At 46.8% G+C, this 23,865-nt stretch carries 20 protein-coding genes; 12 read left to right on the forward strand and 8 right to left on the reverse strand.

The genetic code is table 11. The features are described from left to right. Positions 1 to 135 precede the first annotated feature (135 nt). A complete protein-coding gene (locus tag QUA56_RS04175) occupies positions 136 to 1,461 on the forward strand; it encodes a D-alanyl-D-alanine carboxypeptidase (RefSeq protein ID WP_333353729.1) in 1,326 nt (441 codons plus the stop codon). Positions 1,462 to 1,697: 236 nt separating this feature from the next. Here the strand turns inward: QUA56_RS04175 and QUA56_RS04180 are convergent, their stop codons facing one another. Then, a complete protein-coding gene (locus QUA56_RS04180; RefSeq protein ID WP_333353615.1) occupies positions 1,698 to 2,627 on the reverse strand; it encodes a TylF/MycF/NovP-related O-methyltransferase in 930 nt (309 codons plus the stop codon). 847 nt (positions 2,628 to 3,474) lie between these two features. Here QUA56_RS04180 and glyQ point away from each other — a divergent pair. Both glyQ and QUA56_RS04190 read left to right on the forward strand, forming a co-directional pair. Then, positions 3,475 to 4,353 (forward strand): glycine--tRNA ligase subunit alpha, encoded by an 879-nt coding sequence (gene glyQ, locus QUA56_RS04185; protein WP_333353618.1) that lies wholly within the window; start codon positions 3,475 to 3,477, stop codon positions 4,351 to 4,353. A 158-nt stretch (positions 4,354 to 4,511) separates the two neighbouring features. Continuing rightward, entirely contained in the window at positions 4,512 to 5,279 is a 768-nt protein-coding gene (locus QUA56_RS04190) for an ATP-binding cassette domain-containing protein (protein WP_333353621.1), read from the forward strand. A gap of 105 nt (positions 5,280 to 5,384) precedes the next feature. Here the strand turns inward: QUA56_RS04190 and QUA56_RS04195 are convergent, their stop codons facing one another. The 3 genes from QUA56_RS04195 to QUA56_RS04205 form a co-directional block, all read right to left on the reverse strand. Beyond that, positions 5,385 to 6,968 (reverse strand): MDR family MFS transporter, encoded by a 1,584-nt coding sequence (locus QUA56_RS04195; protein ID WP_333353624.1) that lies wholly within the window; start codon positions 6,966 to 6,968, stop codon positions 5,385 to 5,387. Between the two features lie 181 nt (positions 6,969 to 7,149). Beyond that, entirely contained in the window at positions 7,150 to 8,421 is a 1,272-nt protein-coding gene (locus tag QUA56_RS04200; protein ID WP_333353627.1) for an MFS transporter, read from the reverse strand. A gap of 392 nt (positions 8,422 to 8,813) precedes the next feature. After that, positions 8,814 to 9,326, reverse strand: coding sequence for a DUF2808 domain-containing protein (locus tag QUA56_RS04205; protein ID WP_333353630.1), 513 nt, complete (start codon positions 9,324 to 9,326; stop codon positions 8,814 to 8,816). Between the two features lie 461 nt (positions 9,327 to 9,787). On the opposite strand from QUA56_RS04205, the gene QUA56_RS04210 reads away from it, so the two are divergent. The 3 genes from QUA56_RS04210 (at position 9,788) to QUA56_RS04220 (ending at position 12,853) form a co-directional block, all read left to right on the forward strand. Then, positions 9,788 to 10,936 (forward strand): Re/Si-specific NAD(P)(+) transhydrogenase subunit alpha, encoded by a 1,149-nt coding sequence (locus QUA56_RS04210; protein ID WP_333353633.1) that lies wholly within the window; start codon positions 9,788 to 9,790, stop codon positions 10,934 to 10,936. A 214-nt stretch (positions 10,937 to 11,150) separates the two neighbouring features. After that, positions 11,151 to 11,444 (forward strand): NAD(P) transhydrogenase subunit alpha, encoded by a 294-nt coding sequence (locus QUA56_RS04215; RefSeq protein WP_006633295.1) that lies wholly within the window; start codon positions 11,151 to 11,153, stop codon positions 11,442 to 11,444. Continuing rightward, positions 11,441 to 12,853, forward strand: coding sequence for an NAD(P)(+) transhydrogenase (Re/Si-specific) subunit beta (locus QUA56_RS04220; RefSeq protein WP_333353636.1), 1,413 nt, complete (start codon positions 11,441 to 11,443; stop codon positions 12,851 to 12,853). Before QUA56_RS04215 ends, QUA56_RS04220 begins: the two co-directional genes overlap by 4 nt. Before the next feature lie 473 nt (positions 12,854 to 13,326). Here QUA56_RS04220 and rodA read toward each other — a convergent pair whose 3' ends face one another. The 3 genes from rodA to QUA56_RS04235 all read right to left on the reverse strand — a co-directional run bounded on the left by rodA (position 13,327) and on the right by QUA56_RS04235 (position 17,765). Further along, positions 13,327 to 14,586 (reverse strand): rod shape-determining protein RodA, encoded by a 1,260-nt coding sequence (gene rodA, locus QUA56_RS04225; RefSeq protein ID WP_333353639.1) that lies wholly within the window; start codon positions 14,584 to 14,586, stop codon positions 13,327 to 13,329. Positions 14,587 to 14,944: 358 nt separating this feature from the next. Next, a complete protein-coding gene (locus QUA56_RS04230; RefSeq protein ID WP_333353640.1) occupies positions 14,945 to 15,292 on the reverse strand; it encodes a VOC family protein in 348 nt (115 codons plus the stop codon). A gap of 61 nt (positions 15,293 to 15,353) precedes the next feature. Further along, entirely contained in the window at positions 15,354 to 17,765 is a 2,412-nt protein-coding gene (locus tag QUA56_RS04235; RefSeq protein ID WP_333353643.1) for a tetratricopeptide repeat protein, read from the reverse strand. A gap of 214 nt (positions 17,766 to 17,979) precedes the next feature. On the opposite strand from QUA56_RS04235, the gene QUA56_RS04240 reads away from it, so the two are divergent. The 4 genes from QUA56_RS04240 (at position 17,980) to QUA56_RS04255 (ending at position 19,902) form a co-directional block, all read left to right on the forward strand. Next, positions 17,980 to 18,186, forward strand: coding sequence for an NfeD family protein (locus tag QUA56_RS04240; RefSeq protein ID WP_333353646.1), 207 nt, complete (start codon positions 17,980 to 17,982; stop codon positions 18,184 to 18,186). 29 nt (positions 18,187 to 18,215) lie between these two features. After that, complete coding sequence (locus QUA56_RS04245; protein WP_333353649.1) at positions 18,216 to 18,398, forward strand: NfeD family protein; 183 nt, start codon at positions 18,216 to 18,218, stop codon at positions 18,396 to 18,398. 82 nt (positions 18,399 to 18,480) lie between these two features. Next, positions 18,481 to 18,666 (forward strand): NfeD family protein, encoded by a 186-nt coding sequence (locus QUA56_RS04250; protein WP_332982109.1) that lies wholly within the window; start codon positions 18,481 to 18,483, stop codon positions 18,664 to 18,666. Positions 18,667 to 19,200: 534 nt separating this feature from the next. Beyond that, the gene (locus QUA56_RS04255) at positions 19,201 to 19,902 is read left to right on the forward strand and encodes a polysaccharide deacetylase family protein (protein WP_333353653.1); all 702 of its coding nucleotides are present in this window, start codon (positions 19,201 to 19,203) and stop codon (positions 19,900 to 19,902) included. Positions 19,903 to 20,180: 278 nt separating this feature from the next. Here the strand turns inward: QUA56_RS04255 and QUA56_RS04260 are convergent, their stop codons facing one another. Next, a complete protein-coding gene (locus QUA56_RS04260; protein ID WP_333353656.1) occupies positions 20,181 to 21,392 on the reverse strand; it encodes a lipid-A-disaccharide synthase-related protein in 1,212 nt (403 codons plus the stop codon). A 122-nt stretch (positions 21,393 to 21,514) separates the two neighbouring features. Here QUA56_RS04260 and QUA56_RS04265 point away from each other — a divergent pair, with 122 nt between their 5' ends. Together QUA56_RS04265 and trxA are read left to right on the forward strand one after the other, a co-directional pair. Next, the gene (locus QUA56_RS04265; protein WP_333353658.1) at positions 21,515 to 22,678 is read left to right on the forward strand and encodes a GuaB3 family IMP dehydrogenase-related protein; all 1,164 of its coding nucleotides are present in this window, start codon (positions 21,515 to 21,517) and stop codon (positions 22,676 to 22,678) included. Positions 22,679 to 23,354: 676 nt separating this feature from the next. Then, on the forward strand, positions 23,355 to 23,678 hold the full coding sequence (gene trxA, locus QUA56_RS04270; protein WP_333353661.1) for a thioredoxin: 324 nt from the start codon (positions 23,355 to 23,357) through the stop codon (positions 23,676 to 23,678). Positions 23,679 to 23,865: the final 187 nt, after the last annotated feature.

The following is a 23,865-nucleotide window of genomic DNA, read 5'->3' on the forward strand; positions in this document are numbered from 1 at the left end:
GAAGATAGCTGATGTTAGCGGTTCGCAATTGTGGTAACGCAGATGCGGATGCTCCAAAACGCGCGGGCTAGTGCTAAACTTTCCATCGGGCGTGCCGAACAGACGATCGTAAATTTGATGAAAAAAATTAAAGTAATGCTGAAAAACCGCTACTTGACTGCTGCGAGTTCGATCGCCCTTCTCACAATTATTGCCGGATGCGCCGCTACTGAATCGCCCCAACTTGCATCTCCCTCTCCTGTAGCTGAATCGAACCCGCCGCCGGTTAAACCAAGTCAGCCCTTAACAGTCTCTGCTACCAATCCCGAAACCTCCACAAATACCAAAATCCAGCAATATCTCAACGGGTTGACAGCACAAGGTTTTGCCAAAGAAGACCAAGGGATCTGGATGCAATCTGGCGATACTTTGTTAGCCAATCATCAAGGTACAGTTCCTCTCTCAGCCGCTTCTATTACCAAAGTAGCAACATCTCTGGTAGCGCTGCAAGAATTCGGGCCGGAACATCAATTTATCACCTTAATTGGTACAACGGGAAAAATTGAAAAGGGCGTATTAAAAGGCGATTTAATTGTTCGGGGAAGCGCCGATCCGTTGTTTGTTTGGGAAGAGGCGATCGCCCTCGGTAACGCCTTAAATCAAAAAGGCATCAAGCGAATCACTGGCAGTTTGATAATTGTCGATAAGTTTTACATGAATTTTGAATTAAATCCCCTCAAATCTGGAGAATTGCTCAAACAAGGATTGAACAGTGAAATCTGGCCCAGCGAAGCCGCCGCCCAGTATCAAACACTGCCTCCAAATACGCCGAAACCCCAAATAGCAATTGAGGGTACTGTAAAAGTTTTGCCAGCACCTCCCAACGGCGTGCAGCCTTTAGTCAAACATTATTCTTTGCCCCTCGCCGAACTGATCAAAAAAATGAATCAGTACAGCAACAATCTCATGGCAGATATGCTAGCTGATACTGTCGGCGGTGCCAAAACAGTCGCCCAAAAAGCAGCAGCAGCAACCGGAGTTCCTACCGCTGAAATTCAACTCGTCAACGGTTCGGGATTGAGCGAAGAAAATCTCATTTCTCCCCGGGCTGCTTGCGCGTTGTTTATCGCTTTAGAACGCTATCTTCAACCTTACAGCATGACAGTTGCTGATGTCTTAACTGTAGTTGGGAAAGATAAAGGAATACTTTCAGAACGGCCGCTTCCCAAATTAGCAGTAGTCAAATCTGGCACGTTGGATAATGTTAGCGCTTTGGGCGGAGCGCTGCCAACTCAAAAACAAGAAACAGTGTGGTTTGTGATTATGAATCGCGGGGCTAATGTCGAGACATTTCGCACTCAGCAAGAGGTTTTGCTGAAAAGCTTTTTGAATGAGTGGGGAAGTGTTCAAGTTTCGCCGCCCGAATTAACCCCAAATCCGGCTAGAAGTAGTAAGGTATCTCGCAGCGAAATCATCAATTAATCGGGTTTGTAGTAAGGACTAAAGTCCTTGATTTTTAAGGTAGCGTAAGGTGCGCCACAAGCACCTAGCCCGCTCAGGAGTGCGACGGATTTGCCTCATTCTATGTGTTGGCGATCGGCAATAAACAAGATTTATTACCGATCGCCCAATTCCGAGGAGTGTCCTATTTAGCAAGGTGATGAAACACTCTCAGGATAGAAACACCAGATTATTATTCCCCTAAAACTGCTCAGTCTCTACAGCTTGCGAAAATAGCCGTTGGAATACTCACAAGCATAGAGTACAGAGACTTGTTCGGGCTTGTCTGCAAAAAACTCATCACAAGCACGTTTTACACCAGGCGATTTGAAAGGCTCAGCAGTATGTAGACGTGAAAACACCTTTTCATCATAATAAATGCCAAATAAGCAAATAGCTCCTGGCGTTAAACGCTCGTAAACATGGGGCAGTACATATTTAGTAGAGCTATATAGATCGCCGTCCACAATTGCAAAGCTGATCTTATCTGGAAGACATGAAGGAACAGTATCCTCAAACCATCCTTTATGAATATGTGGTAGATCCAGTCCAACAGCGGAAAAATTATTTTTGAATTCGTCGAGTCTCGCTGTCATCGAACCTCGATCGTATACTCCATCTTTAATATCGTCTCCTTGTAGTTTTGGAAGCCCTTCAAAGCTGTCAAACACATGAAATTGTTTCTCCGGCGCATACTCATTCAGAACTTTTTTGATCACAATCGAACTTTCGCCAGCATTACAACCCACTTCGACAACATCACCACATATTTTGTATGCTGCTGTTTGGCTTGCCAAATGAAAAATATTCATTCGAGCTTCTACATTTGCCATGCCAGGTGATTTTGGAATAACTTGACCGTTCAATCGAAATTTATTAAATATCCTATTAGCCAAACGGTGGCGTTTGCGTGGAGTCCGGTGATCCCAATCAAAATAATTTGCAATAAAAGTATTGTTCATGTCGTTTGCTAGATGAAATCGTGAATAGTGGTTTAGAGGATGGATGACTTCACTTAAAATCCTTGCGTCAGCAGCATAGCGGTGGAACCCAATTACATAGTTTTGAATAGCGGTGGACAAAACGTTTTGGAATCTGCTAATAGCAATGACTTTAAATTGAAGAACTGAAAATCCTATCTTTGCCAAGAAGTTGAGGAACACTCACTTCATTGAGACTAGAGATAGAGTACCGAAAGAAAATGTTGCTACCTGAGATACTCCAAATTTGTTTACTTCTATAGAATTGCACGCAATTATGAAATCAGGATGAAATGCCGATCGCTCCCAAGCATGAAATCATCTCCCTTTCAGAAGCAAGAGGCAATTACTTGAATTCACATCTAAGGTAAAGTCTGATGCTCGGTAGGTTCTCACGTTTTGTCCATTCACCAAGAGGTAAATTATGACGACCAGCCCGCTGGCTGAGTGCGATCCTCTTCGAGGGCTGCGCTAACGACGCTTGTGTCATCCCTGGGTAGGCGATCGGAAATAAACCTAGTTTATTGGTAATCACTTGTTAAAAGACTGAGGGGGTGACAACCCACCTGAAACCCTGATGGAGTAAAGATTGAGCATCGCTTATGTTAAAAAAAGATAGGCAGCCGAATTGGGATCTTCCGTACTTAGCGTGCCAAACTATTAGTTTAAGTCGTTAAAACCAAAGCTAGGTATGAATTGCAGGAAAAAATTGCTTTAAATTAACTAAAGTAAGACCGGAAATCCTTGCTGTGTAAAAATTTAGGCTATTAATTTCAGATAAATGAGCAGCGGTAAATACGGAATACCCGTAAAGTTAGCTTGAAAATAAGAAAAGACCTTGAAGAAACTATGTTATTACCGATCGCGAAAATCGAAAAACGCAAACAGGAAAAAGCAGAGTAGGGCAATTCGCTATAAATCCTGTCCGATCTAATTTCGGCAGGGTTGATTTCAATAAACCCTGCCTTGAGTATGCTTAAATAAGCTTAGACACTTACTAACCAGATTTAAACCAGTGAACTTTCAATCAGTCATTGCCACCTTAAACAAATTCTGGAGCGATCGAGGCTGCCTGATCGCCCAATCCTACGACACGGAAAAAGGCGCAGGAACCATGAATCCCCACACCTTTCTCAGAGCAATTGGCCCCGAACCTTGGTCTGTCGCCTACATCGAACCCTGTCGCCGCCCCACCGACGGACGCTACGGCGAAAATCCCAACCGCTTCCAACATTACTATCAATATCAAGTTTTAATTAAACCCTCTCCTCCCAACATCCAAGACATCTATTTAGACTCACTGAGAGCATTAGGAATTCGCCCAGAAGACCACGACATTCGCTTCGTTGAAGACAACTGGGAATCGCCCACCCTCGGAGCTTGGGGCGTCGGCTGGGAAGTCTGGCTCGACGGCATGGAAATCACCCAATTTACCTATTTTCAACAGTGTGGAAGCATTGACTGTCGCCCCGTCTCCATTGAAATTACCTACGGACTCGAACGCCTCGCAATGTATCTCCAAGAAGTCGATGCGATGACGAAAATTCAGTGGAAGGATGGCATAAGTTACGGCGACGTTCACCTGCAAGGAGAAATAGAACAGTGTACTTATAACTTTGAAGCTTCTAATCCAGAATTGCTGTTTACGCTATTTGGATTGTACGAGCAAGAAGCCGAACAACTGACAAAAAAAGGATTGGTTTTGCCTAGTCTTGATTATGTGTTAAAATGTTCTCACACTTTCAATTTACTCGATGCTAGAGGTGTGATTTCGGTAACGGAAAGAACTCGCTACATCACCAAAATTCGCAATTTGGCGCGGCGAGTGGCTCAGCTTTATTTGGAACAGCGCGAAAAACTGGGTTTTCCTTTAGAAAAAGCTGTAAAAGTTTGAGTTTGAGTTGGATTGTGGGGCGGGCATCTTGCCTGCCTCAAGAACGGGCAAGATGCCCGTTCCACACAGAGTGAGTTGGATTGTGGGGCGGGCATATTGCCTGCCTCAAGAACGGGCAAGATGCCCGTTCCACGAAAGCCATATTTTTAATTAATTAAATGCCTAATTATTCTGAAAATCATACAGAAACAAATCCTCAACTGCGAATTGATAATGTTAGTGTAAAAACACCGATCGCCTCAAGTTATTTGTTGGAAAATATCTCGTTTCAGGTACACAAGGGATCTCGCGTGGCAATTGTTGGCCCTTCAGGTGCGGGCAAAACAACGCTGTTGCGGTTGCTAAATCGGCTTAGCAGTCCCACCAGCGGCTCGATTTATCTGGAAAATACAGAATATCGCCAAATACCTGCGATCGAACTCCGCAAACAAATCACTCTCATCCTGCAAGAATCCAAGCTTTTGGGAATGTCGGTGCGAGAAGCATTGGCTTATCCTTTGAAGCTGCGGGGCGTGACTGCATCAAACATTGCTGAGAGAATTAGCGGGGCGATCGAACAACTGCACATACCCCAAGAATGGCTCGATCGCACCGAATTGCAGCTTTCCACAGGCCAAAAACAGCTCGTGGCGATCGCCCGCGGCATCATCCTGCAACCAAAAATCTTGCTTTTAGACGAACCAACATCCGCCCTAGACGCAGGAAAAGCCGCCCACCTTTTGCAAGTAATGACACAGCTAACAAACGGCCAAACCACAATTTTAATGGTAAACCACCAATTAGAATTAGCCGAGCAATTTAGCACGCGAATTCTGCATTTACAGCGCGGAAAACTCATCGAAGATTTGCCCTCCCATCAAATAAATTGGGTGCAACTGCGGCAAAATTTAATCCAAGCAGAAGCAGAAGCTCAACAAGAATGGTGAACAAGATAAAAAACATTTACGCTGCATTTTGAAAACTCTTAAAATTCTTGTGGGGTGGGCATCCTGCCCGCCCCAAAGATGCAGCGCACTCCGCGCCCTACAGAATCAATGAGCTCCCCCAGCACCCGCACCCGCTTTCACCTTTTTAAAACCCAAAACTGCAATTCCACTTAGCAGCAAAGCAATTCCCACAAAGTAAAAACAATCATTAAAAGCCATCACAGAAGCTTCCCGGCGGACAATATTATCAATTGCCTTAATTGCCTGATTTTGCGCCACGCTTAAATCTGCACCGCGACTCACAAAATACTGAGTCATTTGATTAATTCGCTCCTGCGTGGCCGAATTGTACAATGAAACAGATTCTCCCAATCGATTCGAGTGAAATTGCTCGCGTTGCGTCACCAAAGTTCCTAACGCCGCAATCCCCATCGAACCTCCCATATTTCGCATCATATTAAACAAACCCGAAGCCGAACCAGCCTCGTGTTTCTCCATACCAGCAGTCGCAATAGTTGACAGCGGCACCATAATTAAAGGCTGCCCCATTGCGCGGACTAATTGCGACCAACGTAACTGATCGATACCGGTATCGTGAGTCATGCTGGCATTCATAAAACAACTCACCGCAAACAAACTCACACCGATACCAATCATCAGCCGCATATCGATTCGCTGCATCAATTTTGGCACCATCGGCACGAGGAATAACTGTGGCACTCCACCCCACATAATCACCTCGCCAATTTGCATAGAATTATACTGCTGAATTTGACCTAAATACAGTGGCAAAATAAACACTGAACCGTACAATCCTACTCCCAAGGAAATATTCACAATACTTGCTAAGCCGAAATTGCGACGAGTCAGCAATCGCAAGTTAATAAACGGTTTTTTTCTAGTTAATTCAATCCAGAAAAAAGCGCTGAGAAATATTGCCGCAACTATGCTTAAACGCACAATAAAATCAGAACTCAACCAGTCCTTGCGGCTTCCTTCTTCTAAGACAACTTGCAGGGCACCCAAGCCGATCGCCATCGAGACAATTCCCCACCAGTCACCCCCTTTTAGCAGTGACAATTGCATCGGCTTAGGGTCAACTGCGTACCACACAGCAGCTAGCAGCAGCAGCCCTGGAACCAAATTGAGATAAAAGACATATTGCCAGCCGTAATTCTCAGTCAGCCACCCTCCCAATGTCGGTCCGATGGATGGTGCAAAAGTAGCTGTCAGTGCAAACAGTGCCATGCCGACAGGCAGTTTTTTGGGCGGTAAATTTGTCATCAAAAATGTAAAAGACATCGGAATTAAGATGCCGCCCGTCAATCCCTGCAAAGCCCGAAACACAATCATTGAATTCAAATCCCACGCCCAAGCGCAGGACATGGAAAAGAAGACAAAGAAAGCGGCATTTACCAAGATGTAGCGACGGACTGAAAACACCTGCGACAGCCAACCAGTCAGCGGAATTACGACAATTTCTGCGACTAGATAGGCGGTGGAAATCCAAGAACCTTCTTCTAAAGTTGCGCCTAAAGCCGCTTGAATATCTTTGAGAGAAGCATTGGTGATTTGAATGTCCAAAACAGCCATGAAAGCGCCGAGAATTGTTCCCATGACGCCGATCCAGGTTTTTAAGGGAACTCGATCGTCGCTCTGCTGCTGTGGAATTGCACTGGTATTTGCCATTGGTTTAACCTCTGGTTGCGTAATTTATTTGGATTTTTTAACCGCAGAGGGCGCAGAGGGCGCAGAGAAAGAGAAGACAAGAGAAAAGTTTACAAATTGTTGAGGATTGCTAGAGATACAGTCAGATATTAGCTTTGGGAATCTTGTTTAATGTTGGCTTTTGTGCTTTTAGACTAAATCCCTAGTGCGAAATTAAACCCATTTTTTGATACAGTGGTCGGACTAAGTTTTTTAAAGCTGGCAACTGTTTGGTAAAAACGATGGAGCCTAAAACACAAATTATACCTCCAATGATGACTGTATTGGGAGCGCCGATATAATTTGCCAATCCCCCGGCAACTAAATTCCCAAACGGTGTGACTCCAAAAAATGCCATCGTGTATATGCTCATCACTCTTCCGCGTTTGTCGTCTTCAACGATTGTTTGCAAAAATGTGTTTCCTCCTGCAAATTGCAAAATGAAACCAAAGCCAACGAACAACATCATGATTAATGACAGCCACAAGAAGTGGGACAAACCAAAACCTATCAGTCCAAATCCCATAATTGCCGGTGAAATCGCAATCCATTTGCCGAGGCCAACTATACTTTTGCGCGAAATCAAATAAATCGCACCCGTAAAGGCTCCGACTCCCGAAGCAGCCATCAAAAAGCCGAGAGTTTGGGCGTCGCCGTGCAGGATTTTGGTGGCAAAAATTGGGACTAGAACTGTGTGCGACATTCCGGCCAAACTGACTAATGATAATAGCAGTAAAATTGCTCGAATCGGGGGAAACCCGAAGGCATAAACGAATCCTTCTTTTAATCTTTGTAAGGGTTTGGTATTAGTTGCAGCAATTTGACGGGGTTTGATCTGCATCGCTAATAAGCCTGCAATTACGGCGATGTAGCTGAGTCCGTCAATCAGAAAGCAATAACTTGGGCCGACTGTAGCTATCAGCAAACCTGCCATTGCTGGGCCGATTAGTCTGGCTGCGTTGAACATCGAAGCATTAATGGCGATCGCATTTGCTAAATCTGCTTTCTTTTCCACGAGCTCGGGTACAAAAGCTTGCCGTGCCGGCGCGTCAAACGCATTAATTGCGCCTTGAAAGAAACTCAGTACCACGATCTGCCAAATGTTCACGACTCCTGTTAGCGCTAAAAATGCTAGCGCTAAGGATTGAACCATTGCTAATATTTGAGTGGCAATTATGACTCGGTGGCGGTTCCAGCGATCGATTAAAACTCCTGCAAAAGGCAGTAAAAATAATGTGGGGATTTGACTTGTAAATCCCACCACGCCGAGCATCCAAGGTGAATCGCTCAAATTGTAGACAAGCCAAATCGTGGCGACTTGCGTCATCCAATTGCCAATCAGAGAGATGCTTTGTCCTGCAAAAAACAGGCGATAATTTCTCGATCGCAGCGCTGGAGGAAGTTTTATTGTTTTGATTTTTGCTAGTAGATTCATGCTGCAAGTACGGCGAGAGCAATCCTATTGGATTTGTCAAGATTTTTCAGGGGGTAGTTTCCCCGCGCCCTTGGTGTCTAATTAAGACTAAAACCCTCTGTTTCTCTTGTTCATCTAACTGCGAGATACCTCTAGCCCCTCTTAATAAGGGGGAATAAGATTGCGATATTTCGTCCTCCTTCTTAAGGGGGATTTAGGGAGATATAGACTCGACTACAAGCGACATTTATTATGGGTTTTTATCGGAATTTGACACAAATGGCACGGCGGGATTCTCCCTAAACTCATTTTACCGATCGTTTAGGATTGCTATATGAGCCGGAGGTTCTATTTTTCGGTTCTCCAAAACCAGGAAACGAGCATTTTATTCTCGCAACCCGATCGCGCTGCTTCTAATCAATGCTCAACAGCCAAGTACCGAGGTAACGCAGCAAGGGAACGTCCCCGGGGGTGCGGATGCGGACGTTGAAATTGTACATTCCGCCCGGAGATGGGTTTTTGACGTTGGAGAGTACAACCTCAACATTGTTGCCGGCAGGAATTGGATCTTTGGGATAAATTTCTATGAATCTATTTTCTTTGTCCCAGATTACTTCTTGCAATTCTATTGTTTTGTCTTTGACGCGCACTTTAATATCTTTTTGGTCGAATTCGCCTTTGTAGTAGTCTGGATAGGATATGTTTAGTTGGGCGATCGCCAGACTTACTTTTTTGGAAGGAATTCGCAGCCGATATCTGTCGCCGCTCATCCCCGCTTTGCCGTAATCCAAGCGGTAGTTTAACTGGTTGGCGCGCTCGGGCCCGCCGAAAATCGTGAATCCGGGCATTCCTTGGGCTAAACTGATGGCGGGCAACCCAGCCACCAAGCAACCTGTAACCGCTAATGCTGAAAATAATCGTCGCATAACAACTCCTCTAATTAAACTCTTGGTGAACCTTAAATATCGATCGCCCGAAATTTGCGATCGTGCCTACAATATATCGAATGTCTCAGCAAATTGATGAGGGGGATCGACTGCGGGCTGAGGTCAATTTTTTTTCGTAATACTGATAACTGACATTTAAACTACAGAACTAGCCGACAGAATATTATATCATAATCGGTTGCAAACTTAACAAATTAGCGAATTTGAATGTATAAGATAAGTTAAAGATACGGCTCGAATTTGGGCGATCGGCTTTAGTATCAACGAGAGAAGTTTAGGGCAACGGCTGCTTCAATGTAAAGCAAGGCATCGGGCGATTAAAAATCGCACTTCAAGAAACCTGCGGAGGCAGGTTTTGTCTGTGTAGGCGCGGTTTCAACCGCCATGTCTGTGTAGGCGCGGTTTCAAGCGTCCTGGGAAAGCTTAAATAAGGAGAGTGTATGAAATTAGCGATCGCAAAAGAAATAGAAGCAGGCGAACGCCGGGTGGCTTTAGTACCCGACGCTGTGGCCCGATTGGTAAAACAAGGCGTAGAAGTTTGGGTTGAGGCCGGTGCCGGCGCAAAATCCTTTTTCTCGGATCTTGCTTACGAAGAAGCCGGAGCTCAGGTTGTCGCCGATACCGCTAGGCTGTGGGGCGAAGCCGATGTCGTCGTGAAAATCGGGGAATTGCAAGAATCAGAAGTTCATCAACTCCGGGAAGGAGGAGTTTTCATCGGATTTTTGAATCCTTTGGGAAATCCGGCTTTAGTGCAGCGTTTGGCCGATCGCAAAGTAACGGCATTCAGCATGGAAATGATCCCGCGCACCAGCCGAGCTCAAAGCATGGATGCGCTGTCATCTCAGGCTAACGTCGCCGGTTACAAAGCCGTACTGATCGCAGCCTCCGCTTTGCCGAAGTATTTTCCGATGCTGACAACGGCGGCGGGTACGATTCGCCCCGCGAAAGTCTTGGTAATGGGTGTGGGCGTTGCTGGCTTGCAGGCGATCGCCACGGCGCGCCGTTTGGGCGCTGTCGTGGAAGCATTCGACATCCGCCCGGAAACAAAAGAACAAGTGCAAAGTTTGGGCGCTAAATTTCTTGATGTCGAACTCAAGGAAGAAACTGTAGCAGCAGGCGGCTACGCTAAAGAATTATCCGAAGCAGCTAAAGAACACACCCGCCAAGTGCTCACCCAACACGTCAGCGCTTCCGATGCAGTGATTACCACTGCTCAAGTTCCCGGCAGAAAAGCACCTATTTTAGTTACTAGAGAAATGGTTTCTCAAATGAAGCCCGGATCGGTAATTGTTGACCTCGCGGCCGAACAAGGCGGCAATTGCGAATGCTCTGAAGCGGGGAAAGATGTTGAATGGAACGGCGTTAATGTCATCGGCCCGATTAATTTGCCCTCGTCAATGCCGATACACGCTAGCGAAACTTACTCGAAGAATGTCTCCTCTTTACTTCAGTTGATGGTGAAAGATCGGGAACTCAACTTGAATTTTGAAGATGATATCATCGCGGGTGCTTGCGTTGCCCGCAACGGCGAAATTAGCTGCGATCGGGTGCGGGATGCTTTGACTGCTTCCGCAGTCAGCAGTCATTAGTCAGTAGTCATTAGTCAGTAGTCATTAGTCATTAGTTAGTAGTCATTAGTTAGTAGTTAGTAGTTGGTAGTCGGTAGTCGGTAGTCATTGAAACTAACAACTAACAACTAACAACTAACAACTAACAACTAACAACTAATGACTAACAACTAATGACTAATGACTGATGACTGATGACTAATGAGTGATAACCAATTACCAATTACCAATTGTTATGGCAGAAGGATTGATTGCAGGTTTAGTGGTGTTTACTCTAGCGTCGTTTGTGGGATTTGAAGTAATCAATAAAGTCCCCCCGACGCTGCACACACCTTTGATGTCGGGATCGAATGCGATTTCGGGAATTGCGGTTTTAGGCGCGATTCTGATTTCGGGCCAAGGTAATGTAACTGTTACTTCGATTTTGGGGACGATCGCGATCGCCCTGGCCACAATTAACGTTGTCGGCGGTTTCTTAGTAACCGATCGAATGCTGCAAATGTTCAAGAAAAAAGAGGTTAAAGCGTGAGCGATTTTCTGCCCAGTGGCATTCAACTAGGTTATTTAGTTGCCGCATCTTTGTTTATTGTCGGTTTGAAACAGTTGGGTTCCCCTGCAACCGCCCGTCAAGGAAATGTGTTAGCTGCGATCGGGATGTTGATCGCGATCGTCGGTACGTTGCTGGAAAAGCAAGTAGTCAGCTACGAATTGATTGCTGTCGGAATTATCGTCGGTTCCATTTTGGGAACAATTATGGCGAAAACCGTGGCGATGACAGATATGCCGCAGATGGTGGGTTTGCTTAACGGTTTCGGGGGCGCGGCTTCTGCACTCGTTGCTGTGGGCGAATTCTGGCGCTATCTCAGCATCGCCGAATCGCCGACTCCAGACGCGACAATCACGATCCTTTTGGGCGTGTTGATCGGCGGGATTACTTTCACTGGTAGCCTTGTAGCGTTTGCGAAGCTGCAAGAATTGCTACCTGGTGCGCCGATGACGTTTCCGCTGCAACAGCCGTTTAATGCCATGCTGGCGATCGCACTTTTAGCCGGCAGCGGTTATATGCTGGCGAATCCCGAAAATGTGCCGGTATTCCTGGGTTTGGTGGCGATTTCCAATATTCTGGGGATCATGTTTGTGCTGCCAATTGGCGGCGGCGATATGCCCGTGGTGGTTTCGCTGCTTAACTCTTATTCGGGGATTGCGGCGAGTGTGGCTGGGTTCATTTTGATGAACAATATGCTGATTATCGCTGGAGCACTTGTTGGCGCGTCGGGGATTATTTTGACGCAAATCATGTGCAAGGCGATGAATCGATCGCTTGGTAGCGTGCTGTTTAGCGCCTTTGGTAGCGGTGGCGGAAGTGCTGGGGCTGCTGCTGGGGCTGCTGGTGGTGCCACTGACAAAACTGTTCGCAGCATCAATCTCGAAGAAAGTGCGATGATGTTGGGTTATGCGCGATCGGTTGTAATTATTCCCGGCTACGGAATGGCTGTAGCACAAGCACAGCACGCCGTGCGCGAGTTAGCCGACGGTTTGGAAAAAATGGGTGTTGACGTGAAATACGCGATTCACCCGGTGGCTGGGCGGATGCCGGGGCACATGAATGTGCTGTTAGCGGAAGCAAACGTGCCTTATCCGCAGTTGTACGATATGGACGATATCAATCCGCAGTTTGACGAAACGGATGTAGCGCTGGTGATTGGTGCGAATGATGTGGTGAATCCGGCGGCGCGTCACGATACGGCGAGCCCGATTTACGGGATGCCGATTTTGGAGGTTGATAAGGCCAAGCATACGATCGTGATTAAGCGCGGGATGAGTGCTGGTTTTTCCGGTGTAGACAATGAGTTGTTCTACAAGGATAAGACGATGATGTTGTTTGGTAGCGCTAAGGATGTGGTTGCGAAGTTAGTTGCTGAGGTGAAGCAGTTGTAGAATTTTTTAGCATGGGGCTCAGAAACCGGGTTTTTGTTTTGAGTCCTTGTAGGGACACGGCAATGCCGTGTCCCTAGGATTTTTTAGGAATCAATAAAAACCCGGTTTATCCAATAAACCGGGTTTTTATTTTGGGTTTGTTGGTTCTTCCAGGCGTTGCTTAATACAGGTATGAATTGAAGAGTTCCCAATTGCCATCAGCCAAGTATGGTGAGTTTTGTAACATCAAGCGAAAAGTTGGTTCATACTCACATCTTGCACCATTCTCAAGAACAGGCTCTCCGGCCTGTGAAGCGAAGAGTAGATTTTCTCGCTTCACAGGCCGGAGAGCCTGTTCATAAAAGGCTTATTGACAATTGTGCAACATCTCAGTTCATACCGTTAATCAGCAACGCCATTATTTAATATGGTGCGTGATTGCACAATCATTCTGCCTATTCAGGACGGCGAATCTCTTGCCAATTGCCAATTGTCTAATTCCAACGCTTCTTGCGCTGTCGCTGGTTCGCCACGGACTCCACCAGTCCCAGCGCGAGAAAATTACTCAGCAGCGACGCATTCCCGTAACTCAGAAAAGGCAGCGGAATGCCCGTAACCGGAGCCAACCCAATGTTCATCCCAATATTTACGAACACTTGAAAAATTAACATTGACAGTACGCCGATCGCCAACAAAGAACCAAAATTATCGTTAGCAGTTTGAGCGAGCATCACCAACCGGAAACAAATTATCCAGAACACCGACAGCACGCAAATACAGCCAATAAATCCCAATTCTTCGCCAATAGCTGAAAAGATAAAGTCCGTATGCTGTTCGGGAATAAAGTTAAGCTGAGTTTGCGTTCCGTGAAACAAACCTCTGCCTTTGAGTTCCCCGGCCCCAATAGCAATCCGAGATTGAATCAAGTGATATCCGCTGCCTAAAGGGTCTTTCTCGGGGTTTAAAAAGCCCGTCAAGCGCATTTTTTGATAATCCTTCAGGACACCCCAAAAAAGATGTCCGACGTGTCCCGACACCACATTCACCAGGACAGTAGCGAAAGTCCCCAACCAAGGCCAAGGTAGCGATCGCCAAGCGATAATACCAGCAATAACTACCCAGGCTATCCAAATCGGTGTAGACAGGTTGTTGAGGAGAACTGAGAATAGAGGAGAAAACAGCAATACTAGCCAGCCGGGATTGACATTACCCCAGTAAAACATCCCCATTGTGATCGCGCCAAACACCAGGGAAGTACCTAAATTTGGTTCGGCAAATATCAATCCCCAGGGTACAGCCATAATCGCCAGCATCCTCAACATATCCCTCACCGTGGGGACAGTCTTGTCGTGCAGGAGAGCTGCTAAAGTGACAATCATGCCTACTTTGGCAAATTCTGACGGTTGCAGGTAGAAGCCGCCGATATTGATCCACCGCTGGGCACCGAGGCCTGTAGAACCGATAAACCGGACTGCGATCAGCGACAAATTGATTAATATGTAAATCGGCCATTTCCACTCAATCAGTATTTGATAGCGGCAGCGGGAAATGATGATGGCGAGGAACAAACCGACTGCGCCAGTTACCCAGTGCCGCCACCAGTCGATCAGCCCCTGGTTGGTTTCGACGCTGCGGATCATGATTCCGCCGAAGATGGTGAGGCCGATGCAAGCGGCAAACAGCCAAGGGTCTGATTCTTCCCAGGGTTTGAAGATGGATTTCCAGCGGTTTCTGACTTGTATTCTCTGCAACATGAGGATTTTAGATTTTAGATTTTAGATTTTAGATTATCGAGCCGATTTTCGGAAGTTGTGGATATAGTTCCGATTCCAGGTTTATGAAGTAGGGACACGGCACGGCGCGGTGTCCCTACGGCGGAGATAGAGCGATAAGCGGGTGTCCTTCATAAACGTGGAATCTGCTGTTTTTCGGATTCAGAGCCTGCACCGTACTGTAGAAGCGTCGGTGTCAGTATGTCACTTTATTCGGCCAGTTGTACGGAGGTTCCGGGCCGTCAGCAACGGGCTAGAGTGCGGGCGCACCAATCTTGTAGGGTGCCCACTGCACACCTTACCCGGATTTAGCCCGATCGATCCGCAAGTCCGAGAATCGTCAAGCCGGTTCGTAAAGGTATTCAAAACCGTTACCGTCAGGGTCTCTGCCGTAAAAAGATGCTGTACCGTCGCGGTGTTCGTGAATGCGGGTGACGGAAACACCTTCGGCTTTGAGTTGTTCGTAGGCGGATTCCATTTCGGTACGATCGTCAAATACAAACCCAAAATGCGGCCCTGCTTGGTCGTAACTCGGACTCAACAGCGCCAATCCGTCCTCTCCAGCTTTCAAATAAGCCCAGTCTGCATCTTTCCAGACCAACTCCATGCCCAAGTTTAGATAGAACTCAGCAGACTTCTCTATGTCTTGCACGCAGACGGCTACGTGTCCCAATCGTTTTAGTTTCATGTCAACAAAATTTAGGTTTCTTCTTTCGTGTATTGTATCTATTTTCTGATTTGTTACTCGATTAATTAGGTATTTTTTCGGTTTTTTTAGCCGCAGCTAACTGTACTTTTTCTACTTGTTTGCTGGCGTCCATTTCGCCGAACAGTTGAACGGCGCGGTCAAAATTTTCTTGGGTTTTCTCGATGTTACCAAGTTTTTGTTCTGTCAGTGCTAGTTGATAGCAAGCTTCGGCTCGGTCTAATTTAGCGCTGGCTCGATCGAGTATTTCTATTGCTTCTGCATGGTGCTGCAGGGCTCGGTCAAATTCTCCCCGTTCTCGGTACAGTTCGGCGATACCGCTGAGAGCTTTGGCTTTGATGGTGGTGTAATGGTTTTGGTCGGCTTGGGCGATCGCTTGGCGGTACAAGCTCAAAGCTTTCTCTGTCTCTCCCAGGTTTTTGTAGGTGGCGGCGAGAAAAACTAACTTGTATCCCGTACCCACCAAATGACTGTTTTCCCGATCGGCATAAAGTTTTTCGGCGAGCTTTTCCGCCTCTTTTTTGGCTCCGACACAGGAGTTGAGGAAAGCTAAGCCGACATCGATCGAATAGCTGTTAATCCCGATTTCGTCCCGCGAAGTTTTCAGCTTGACAAATATCTCCATAGCTGATTCTAATTCCCGCATTTCTATTTGACAAAAACCTATATTAATTGCAGCGTTAACTTTCCAAAATTCCAGATTAGCTTGTTTGCCGTTTTCCGGTTCGCTGCTTTTCGCTATAATTTGCAAAGATTTAGTGGCTTTTATTTCCGATATTTGGTGGCATTCTATCGCTTGATTTATCTCCCCTAAGATCCGGTAACAAACGCCTAAAAGACTGTATAAACCGCTCAAATAATAATCAGAAGTCACATTGTTGACGATGCGAGTAGTTGCTGAAATTATTGGCTGCAAGAAACCTAATTTGTAGAGCGCTCTACCGAGCTTGTAATCTTGGGCAAACTGGATATTGATTTTTTTGAGGATGACGCTCGCGGCCTGCTCGAAACAGCTAATTGCCACATAATGATAGTAAGCTTCAAAAGCTTTCAGCGCATCTTCTACAGTCTCAATATTTTCAACACTCTCGCTCCAGAACTCGGCGGCTTTGCGGTTTGCAGTCTCCCAGTCTCCGGGCGAGAGCCGATCGACCGCTTCTTCCCGAATTGCTGGATGCAGCCAGTATTCGCCCTTCTGAGACTCGACTAGCGATCGGTGCAACAGCGATTTAATGATTTGTCGGCGTCCGGCTTCGGGCACGTCCCACAGCAAACACAAAAGTCCGTCAGTAGGGACTGTCGGCACGTCTTGATAGCGGTAACAGCCCAAGCGACAGAGGAGTTGATAGGCTTCGGCATCGAGTTCTTGCAGGCGGTTAAACTGACTGGTAACTAAATTTTTTAAGTCTGTTTCAAGGAGCGGATCGTCGCTGTTTTCCAGCCAGTAGGCCGCCATATCTCCGTCAAAATCTTCTCGGATCGTGCCGCAAATAATGCCCATTGCTTTAGCATTGCCGCCGTAAACTTTGTGCATTTCCTTGAGGGCGACATCATCTATATTGATGTTGCGACAGCTAAAAAACTGCCGCCAAACTTCAACTTCCAATCCCGGAAGCAGGTAGTGTTCGACGGTGACATCAGAATCGCACAGTCGATCGCGACTGGTAATCAGAGTTACCGACTGCACCGCCGCGTCAGCCAAAACTCGCAACAGTTCCACGTAAAGCCGGTGCGGTTCAATAAACTTACCTTGTCCGTCGAGTGCAGCTTCCAAATTGTCAATTAATACGCCGACTTTGTGAGTCTGAAGCTGCCGCTTCAGCCGCCCCAGGGTGACGCCAAAGTCTGGCCCGGGTTCTTCCTGAAAGTCTTGCTTCAGCCATTCTTCGATCGCGCTTTCCAATGCTGTGATATTCTCTGTCTCTTTTGCCATCAACAGTTCAATTACTCGATCGAACCCTTGAGATTTGAGATACTGTCTGGCCAAAGTCGTTTTGCCCATACCGCCGGCACTTTGGATGACAATCACTTTTGCACCTTGATTGACGAGAGTATTGAGATCGGCGATTGCCACTTCCCTGCCCAAAAAGTTGGGGTTTTCGATGTCCAACTCCGAATCAGGGCCCAGAGATCCTGTCGCCGCAACAATCTGTCCCGACTGCGGTTCTAATTTCGAGTAGCTGCGCCAAAATCGCTCTACTACGGCCTGAAGGTTGTCTCTTTTGACTTTTTCTCCTTCTCCAAACAAGGCTGAAAGTCGCTTCCACAAATTAGAGGCAGCATCCTTAACAGTCCCTACTCCATATCCTTCACTATCTGCAACCTGTTGGTACGTCCTGCCTTGCACCCCCATCCATGCTTCGCGAAAGATCGCGCTGTCAAGGTTGTCGAGAGTTTTCAGGTTTCGAGCCACAAGTAACGAATTAGTAAAATCCAGTGCACGATCGGCTTCCATTTAGTCACCAGGTTTAGCGTTACCCATCTGACACAACTTTAACAGACTTTTTCCGACTCGCTTACACGCTCAAACAGTGGACTTGTATAGACTTTTACCGACTGACACGGCCGAGGTTGGCCGGGGATACTGTTGAGTGTGGAGGGGAAGTTGACGGACAAGCTTCTAACTTACACACCGATCGAGTCGAGCTTATATTCAGGAGCAAGCAGCTATGTATATTAACGATGTTGAAACAGCGATCGTCGATGAAGAAATTCGACCTAATGAGCCCGGCCGCGTTCGTTTCCAAAACAGTTGGTGGCCGGCAAAGTGCGATCTAGATATCACTTTTGAACCCGGTGAGGTGGTTCGCGTAGTCGGAATTGACAATATTACTTTGATCGTTGCAGCGTCGTTTGGCATCAATTCTGAAAGTTAAGGCAAATCTACAATCGGGAGCAAGCAATCATGAATTTTGACAATTCCCAAAAAGCGATCGTGGATGAAGAAATTCGACCTAATGAGTGCGGTCGCGTTCGTTTCCAAAACAGTTGGTGGCCGGCGAAGTGCGGTCGAGACATAACTTTTCAACCCGGTGACTTGGTTGAAGTAGTCGGAATTGACAACATTACTCTCATCGTTGAACCTTAATTAAAAATTATTTTGTTAGGGAGTATAAATATCAGTTTATCGCATCTCAACGTTACGGACAATTTGCAGTGAGGAGCCAAGAATGATGACTGTCAGCTATTTAGAAAAAGCGATTGTAGAAGAAGAAATTCGACCTAATAAATGCGGTCTCGTCCGCTTCCAAAGTAGTTGGTGGCCCGCTAAGTGCGATCGAAAAATAACTTTGAAACCCGGTGATGTGGTTCGCGTCGTGGGACTTGACAACATTACTCTGATAGTTAAAGCGTAGTTGGGAATTAATCTGTTAGCGAGTCGAGCTATAGCAATCCTAAATGATTTGCTTGCATTATACGCGAGCTTTCTGGCTCGCACTGCAAGGATTCTGGTCTCGATCGATTTTGCGACTGATGCGAGGATTGCTATATCAGTCGATCGCATCTCAAAGTTCCGAAAAACAGGGAATTAGGAGCCAAAAATCATGACTGTCAGCCATTTATAAAAAGCGATCTGTAGAAGCAGAAATGTGGTGGAAATTGACAAGATTACCTTGCTGGTGGAGGGTATGGCTAGAAATGTCGGAATTTGCGATCGGGCTGCTATCTAGGCGGAGTTCTATTCAAATCTCTTCACAGGCGCGATCGCTCTTCTCACTTCTGTTGGCTTCGATATTCTAGTGTGGAATCTCAACAACAACTCGCCACCGGCAGTATTGCCGGCGTTTTTTTGCAGACTTGACAAACGCGATCGATATTAATGCTATCTGCCGCAATTTGTGGTAATCTGACAGCAATCCACTTTCATTCTAGATCGAGTGCGTGCAACTATGCGAATCGGTAAAAATTTACAAAAGTTTCTGCTTTGGACACTAGCGTTATTTTTCGCAGTATCGTTGTTGATAAGAGTTACTAAATTTAACAATTATTTCGGTTTCAACCGCGCTGATACTGAACAGAAAGTTGTGGCGCTTACCTACGATGACGGCCCCTATCCTCCGTATACAAATCAGCTTTTAGATATCTTAGACCGCTACCAAGTTAAAGCTACTTTTTTTGAAATCGGCCGCAATATTGAAAAACATCCTGAAATTGTGCCGATGATTATTGCCAGGGGGAATGAGTTGGGAAATCATTCTTATTCTCACAAGGATATGATGTTTAAACCCCGCGAGTATCTGCTGTCGGAAATTGAAAAAACGGACAAACTTTTGCAGGAAGTTGGGGTTAAACAAGATAGTATCAGTTTTCGACCGCCTTGGGGTCGGAGATTTGTAGTTTTGTCTTATTTGGTGTCCCAAATGCACAAAAAACTGATTATGTGGGATGTGGATTCTCAAGATTACGAAAAAACACACACGGTAGAAGATATCGCAAATCGGGTGATTGACAATGTGCGATCGGGTTCGATTGTGGTGATGCACGACGGCGGGGGCGATCGCTCGAAAACCGTAGCAGCAACGGAGATGATTGTCAAGGCTTTGCAGTCGAAAGGTTACTCGTTTAAAACTGTTTCTGAGTTGTTGAAATAGCAGTAGGGTGCGTCAGCGACAATTATTTTCGAGACAAATCAACAATCTCATACTGACGCACCAGGGAATAAATGGTGCGTCAGAATTAGAGTTTCCGTGCAGATTGAAAATTTAAAACCTGACAAGCGAATTTCAAAGGTGGTACCCGCCACGCGATCGATCCGTGGAATCAATCCAAAATCTCAAATCTAAAATCCTCAAGCCCCCGAATTTATCCGTGGGGTCAATCCAAAATCTAAAATCTAAAATCTAAAATCGAATGACGCACCCTACCACAATCAATAACCAAGATAGTTTGCGACGTAATTAGCAATTTTTATGCTGCCACCAGCTTGCCCCATTCTTTCTAAGCCATTGTTAACGCAACTTGCTAAATATCGATCGTCTTGCAAAGTGCGATCGACTGTCAAAGCAGCTTCCTTGATAATATCAGAATTCGCAGGTTGTGTGCCAATAACCTGCACGGAATCACCTAAAAGCCGGTTTTGAGCCTCCGCAAACCGATAGGTAAATGACGGGCCGTTACCGGGAATGGTAATTACAGGTTTTCCCAAGCCCGCAGCTTGTTCGACAGCAGTTCCTGTCATCCCAATTACTAAGCTAGACTGCTGCAAAATATCGGCGAAAGCATCAGAATAGCAAATCACTTCAACTGTCGCTGCTGTGGAGCTACCGTGCTGCTTGATTCCTGAAAAAATGAGCTTTCCCGATCGCATTTGCCACCCAGCTCGCACCGCGATATCATCTAATTCCAGCATCAAACTCGGAACTAATGCCGCCAGAAACTGCACCGGTACAGTAGAATTGGCAGCAATTTCTTTGACCAATTCCAGCAGCAAAACGAGGTTGTCGGTGGCTTCCGGGAGGCGAGAACCGGGGAGGAGGGCGATCGTCCGAACTCCGGGCATTAACTGCAAATCTTTGCCCGTAGAATTGAGGTTGTCCATGATGGGATTGCCGACAAACTGAGCTTTCTTTAAACCCTGTCGGTTTAAGTCAGCAGCAGTCAAAGCATCTCTAGTAAAAACAGCCAGACATTTCTCGGAGGAAAGCAAGCGCCACAAGATTAAACCCAAATTGACTCGCCCTTCGTAATAACTAGAATGAGCTGACAGAAAAATTATATAGGGGCGCGAGATCGATCGGGCGATCGCCGCCGCGACAATATCCCCAGTCGCCACCACCAAATCGCAGCGGGGCGAATGCGTCCAAACAGCCTGCAATTGCTGCCAAGTTAAAGCAATTAGCCCCGCCCCAACATCTTTGACAAAAAACAGGGGATTCATGTAAAAAACTCCCCCAGACGGCATTTGACTGGTGGGCCCAATAATTGGCACGGTCGATCGGCTGTAAGCACCCCCCTCACCTACAACCGGCATCGCCGAAACATCAACATCCGCGCCAGATGCTCTCAAAGCTTTGAGAATTTGACAGTTAATCGCGTCTTCCCCGTGGCCGTTGCTGAGGAAAAGCACCCCCTTTGATTTCATATAATCAGAATAGAATCAGAATCAGTGCCGAGCTTTTTTTTAACACAGCCGTGCGATCGCTAAACTCGGGCTGGCTAACTTTTTGTTAGTCTAATTTAAATACATTGTGGAAGTGAAACAGCGTGAATATTGAAATTGGGCGGGGCAAAAGCGCTCGCCGAGCTTACGGCATAGATGAAATCGCGCTTGTACCCGGACAGCGCACCCTCGATCCGAGTTTGGCAGATACCAAGTGGCAGATTGGCGGGATCGATCGAGAAATCCCGATCATCGCCAGTGCAATGGATGGAGTAGTCGATGTCCGCATGGCCGTTTTGCTGTCGGAATTGGGAGCAATGGGCGTGCTCAACCTAGAAGGAATTCAAACCCGCTATGCCGACCCCCAGCCAATATTAGAGCGCATCGCCAGTGTCGGGAACCACGAATTTGTTTCCCTGATGCAGCAACTCTATGCCGAACCCATCAAGCCAGAATTAATCGAGCTGAGAATTAAAGAAATTAAAGCAGGAGGAGGGATTGCCGCCGTCAGCGGTACACCGGCCGGCGCGAGCAAATACGGCTTAACAGTTGCTCAATCGGGAGCCGATATATTTTTTGTGCAAGCAACTGTCGTCTCGACAGCTTTCCTTTCCCCTGAATCGATCGCATCTTTAGATTTGACCCAATTCTGTCAAGAGATGCCGATACCAGTAATTTTGGGCAACTGCGTCACCTACGAAGTCGCCCTGAATTTAATGAAAACCGGCGCCGCAGGCATTCTCGTGGGCATTGGGCCGGGGGCTGCTTGCACGTCTAGGGGCGTATTGGGTGTCGGCGTTCCCCAAGCCACAGCGGTAGCAGACTGCGCCGCCGCGCGGGACGACTACTATCGCGAAACTGGCAAATACGTGTCGGTGATTGCTGACGGCGGTTTAATTACCGGCGGCGATATCTGCAAGTGTATTGCCTGCGGCGCCGATGGAGTGATGATTGGTTCGCCCTTTGCCAGGGCTGCCGAAGCTCCGGGCCGCGGCTTTCACTGGGGGATGGCGACTCCCAGCCCGGTTTTGCCGCGAGGCACTCGCATTCGCGTCGGGACTACCGGCACTGTGGAGCAAATTTTGCGCGGGCCTGCGCTGCTAGATGACGGTACGCACAACTTGCTCGGAGCTCTGAAAACTAGCATGGGCACCCTCGGCGCAAAGGATCTTAAGGAGATGCAGCAAGTGGAAGTGGTAATTGCTCCTTCTCTGCTGACTGAGGGTAAAGTCTATCAAAAAGCTCAGCAGTTGGGCATGGGTAAGTAGATTTACTGCCAGAATACCAGCGTACCTTGACAAACTTTGTTTGATAGTCTCGAATTTTACAGAATCTTGTGGAATTATCGAGAAGGAGATGTCACAATAGAAGAAGCGGAGACGAATGTTTCCGTTCACTCCTCACACCACACTCCGCCCGGACTACTGTTCGGGCGGTTCCTTTTTTACCCAAAGCTTCAGTCTTATTTACTAGGTACCGATCTGGGGCTGTTAGCTCTGGATTGTCGGGGAGAGTGGGGAGGGAGTGAGTGGGGGAACAGTTTTAAATTTTGAGCTAAAAGTATTTCTAATTCTGCGTTCTACCCGATGGGAGCATCCCAATTTGGTAAAAAGCCGTTTTTTAGGAGTGCGAGCGAGACGACGCGAGCGCGCTAGATCGTTCGCTATGGACGACGTGAGCGCGCTATATCATCGAAATATATTATTCTGATGCAACCGTCCGCGATCTGAAAGCAAAAATTGGATGCTCCCTACCCGATCGCCCTGTGCCTCGGGTCTTGCACCCTCTACATCGATCCTTTCAATCCGTTACATCGGTTCAATCCGTTACATCCGTTACAACATCTGTTGCCGAACTTCCTTCTCTTAAAATCGTTGACGCAAGTGGTTACATTTTTTGCTAGACTTGTTATCCGAGAAATAGTATTTACAAGGATGGCTAGGGATGTCAGCAGCCGCGCAAGTAACCGACTCTACCTTTAAGCAGGAAGTGCTCGATAGCGAAGTTCCAGTTCTAGTGGATTTTTGGGCTCCCTGGTGCGGGCCCTGTCGGATGGTGGCACCCGTCGTAGACGAAATTGCTCAACAGTATGAAGGGCAGGTCAAGGTAGTAAAAGTTAATACCGACGAGAATCCTAACGTGGCCAGCGAATACGGTATCCGCAGCATTCCGACGCTGATGATATTTAAGGGCGGTCAACGGGTTGATATGGTGGTTGGGGCAGTTCCCAAAACTACTCTGGCCAACACTCTGGAAAAGTACATTTAACCCAACTGAAGAGCACCATTGTCAATAAGCCTTTTACGGGCAGGATGCCCACCCCACAAGAAAATTCACTCTTTGTGGAACCCGCATCTTGCCTGTTCTTGAGAATGGTGCAGGATGTAAGTTTAACCCAACTGCGAGCGTTTCGCACTGTTCTTTTTGGGCCGCGAAAGTTAACTCGCTTCAGAAC

Origin of the sequence: Microcoleus sp. N3A4, assembly GCF_036701805.1 — a bacterium.
GTDB lineage: Bacteria > Cyanobacteriota > Cyanobacteriia > Cyanobacteriales > Microcoleaceae > Microcoleus.

Coding starts and splice junctions, on each gene's coding strand:
- rodA (WP_333353639.1), bottom strand. CDS start 14,586: ATGTTGCAGAGAATACAAGTCAGAAACCGCTGGAAATCCATCTTCAAA.
- QUA56_RS04235 (WP_333353643.1), bottom strand. CDS start 17,765: ATGGAAGCCGATCGTGCACTGGATTTTACTAATTCGTTACTTGTGGCT.
- QUA56_RS04245 (WP_333353649.1), top strand. CDS start 18,216: ATGAATTTTGACAATTCCCAAAAAGCGATCGTGGATGAAGAAATTCGA.
- QUA56_RS04215 (WP_006633295.1), top strand. CDS start 11,151: ATGGCAGAAGGATTGATTGCAGGTTTAGTGGTGTTTACTCTAGCGTCG.
- QUA56_RS04195 (WP_333353624.1), bottom strand. CDS start 6,968: ATGGCAAATACCAGTGCAATTCCACAGCAGCAGAGCGACGATCGAGTT.
- QUA56_RS04205 (WP_333353630.1), bottom strand. CDS start 9,326: ATGCGACGATTATTTTCAGCATTAGCGGTTACAGGTTGCTTGGTGGCT.
- QUA56_RS04260 (WP_333353656.1), bottom strand. CDS start 21,392: ATGAAATCAAAGGGGGTGCTTTTCCTCAGCAACGGCCACGGGGAAGAC.
- QUA56_RS04190 (WP_333353621.1), top strand. CDS start 4,512: ATGCCTAATTATTCTGAAAATCATACAGAAACAAATCCTCAACTGCGA.
- trxA (WP_333353661.1), top strand. CDS start 23,355: ATGTCAGCAGCCGCGCAAGTAACCGACTCTACCTTTAAGCAGGAAGTG.
- QUA56_RS04230 (WP_333353640.1), bottom strand. CDS start 15,292: ATGAAACTAAAACGATTGGGACACGTAGCCGTCTGCGTGCAAGACATA.
- QUA56_RS04255 (WP_333353653.1), top strand. CDS start 19,201: ATGCGAATCGGTAAAAATTTACAAAAGTTTCTGCTTTGGACACTAGCG.
- QUA56_RS04240 (WP_333353646.1), top strand. CDS start 17,980: ATGTATATTAACGATGTTGAAACAGCGATCGTCGATGAAGAAATTCGA.
- QUA56_RS04250 (WP_332982109.1), top strand. CDS start 18,481: ATGATGACTGTCAGCTATTTAGAAAAAGCGATTGTAGAAGAAGAAATT.
- QUA56_RS04200 (WP_333353627.1), bottom strand. CDS start 8,421: ATGAATCTACTAGCAAAAATCAAAACAATAAAACTTCCTCCAGCGCTG.
- QUA56_RS04175 (WP_333353729.1), top strand. CDS start 136: ATGCTGAAAAACCGCTACTTGACTGCTGCGAGTTCGATCGCCCTTCTC.
- QUA56_RS04210 (WP_333353633.1), top strand. CDS start 9,788: ATGAAATTAGCGATCGCAAAAGAAATAGAAGCAGGCGAACGCCGGGTG.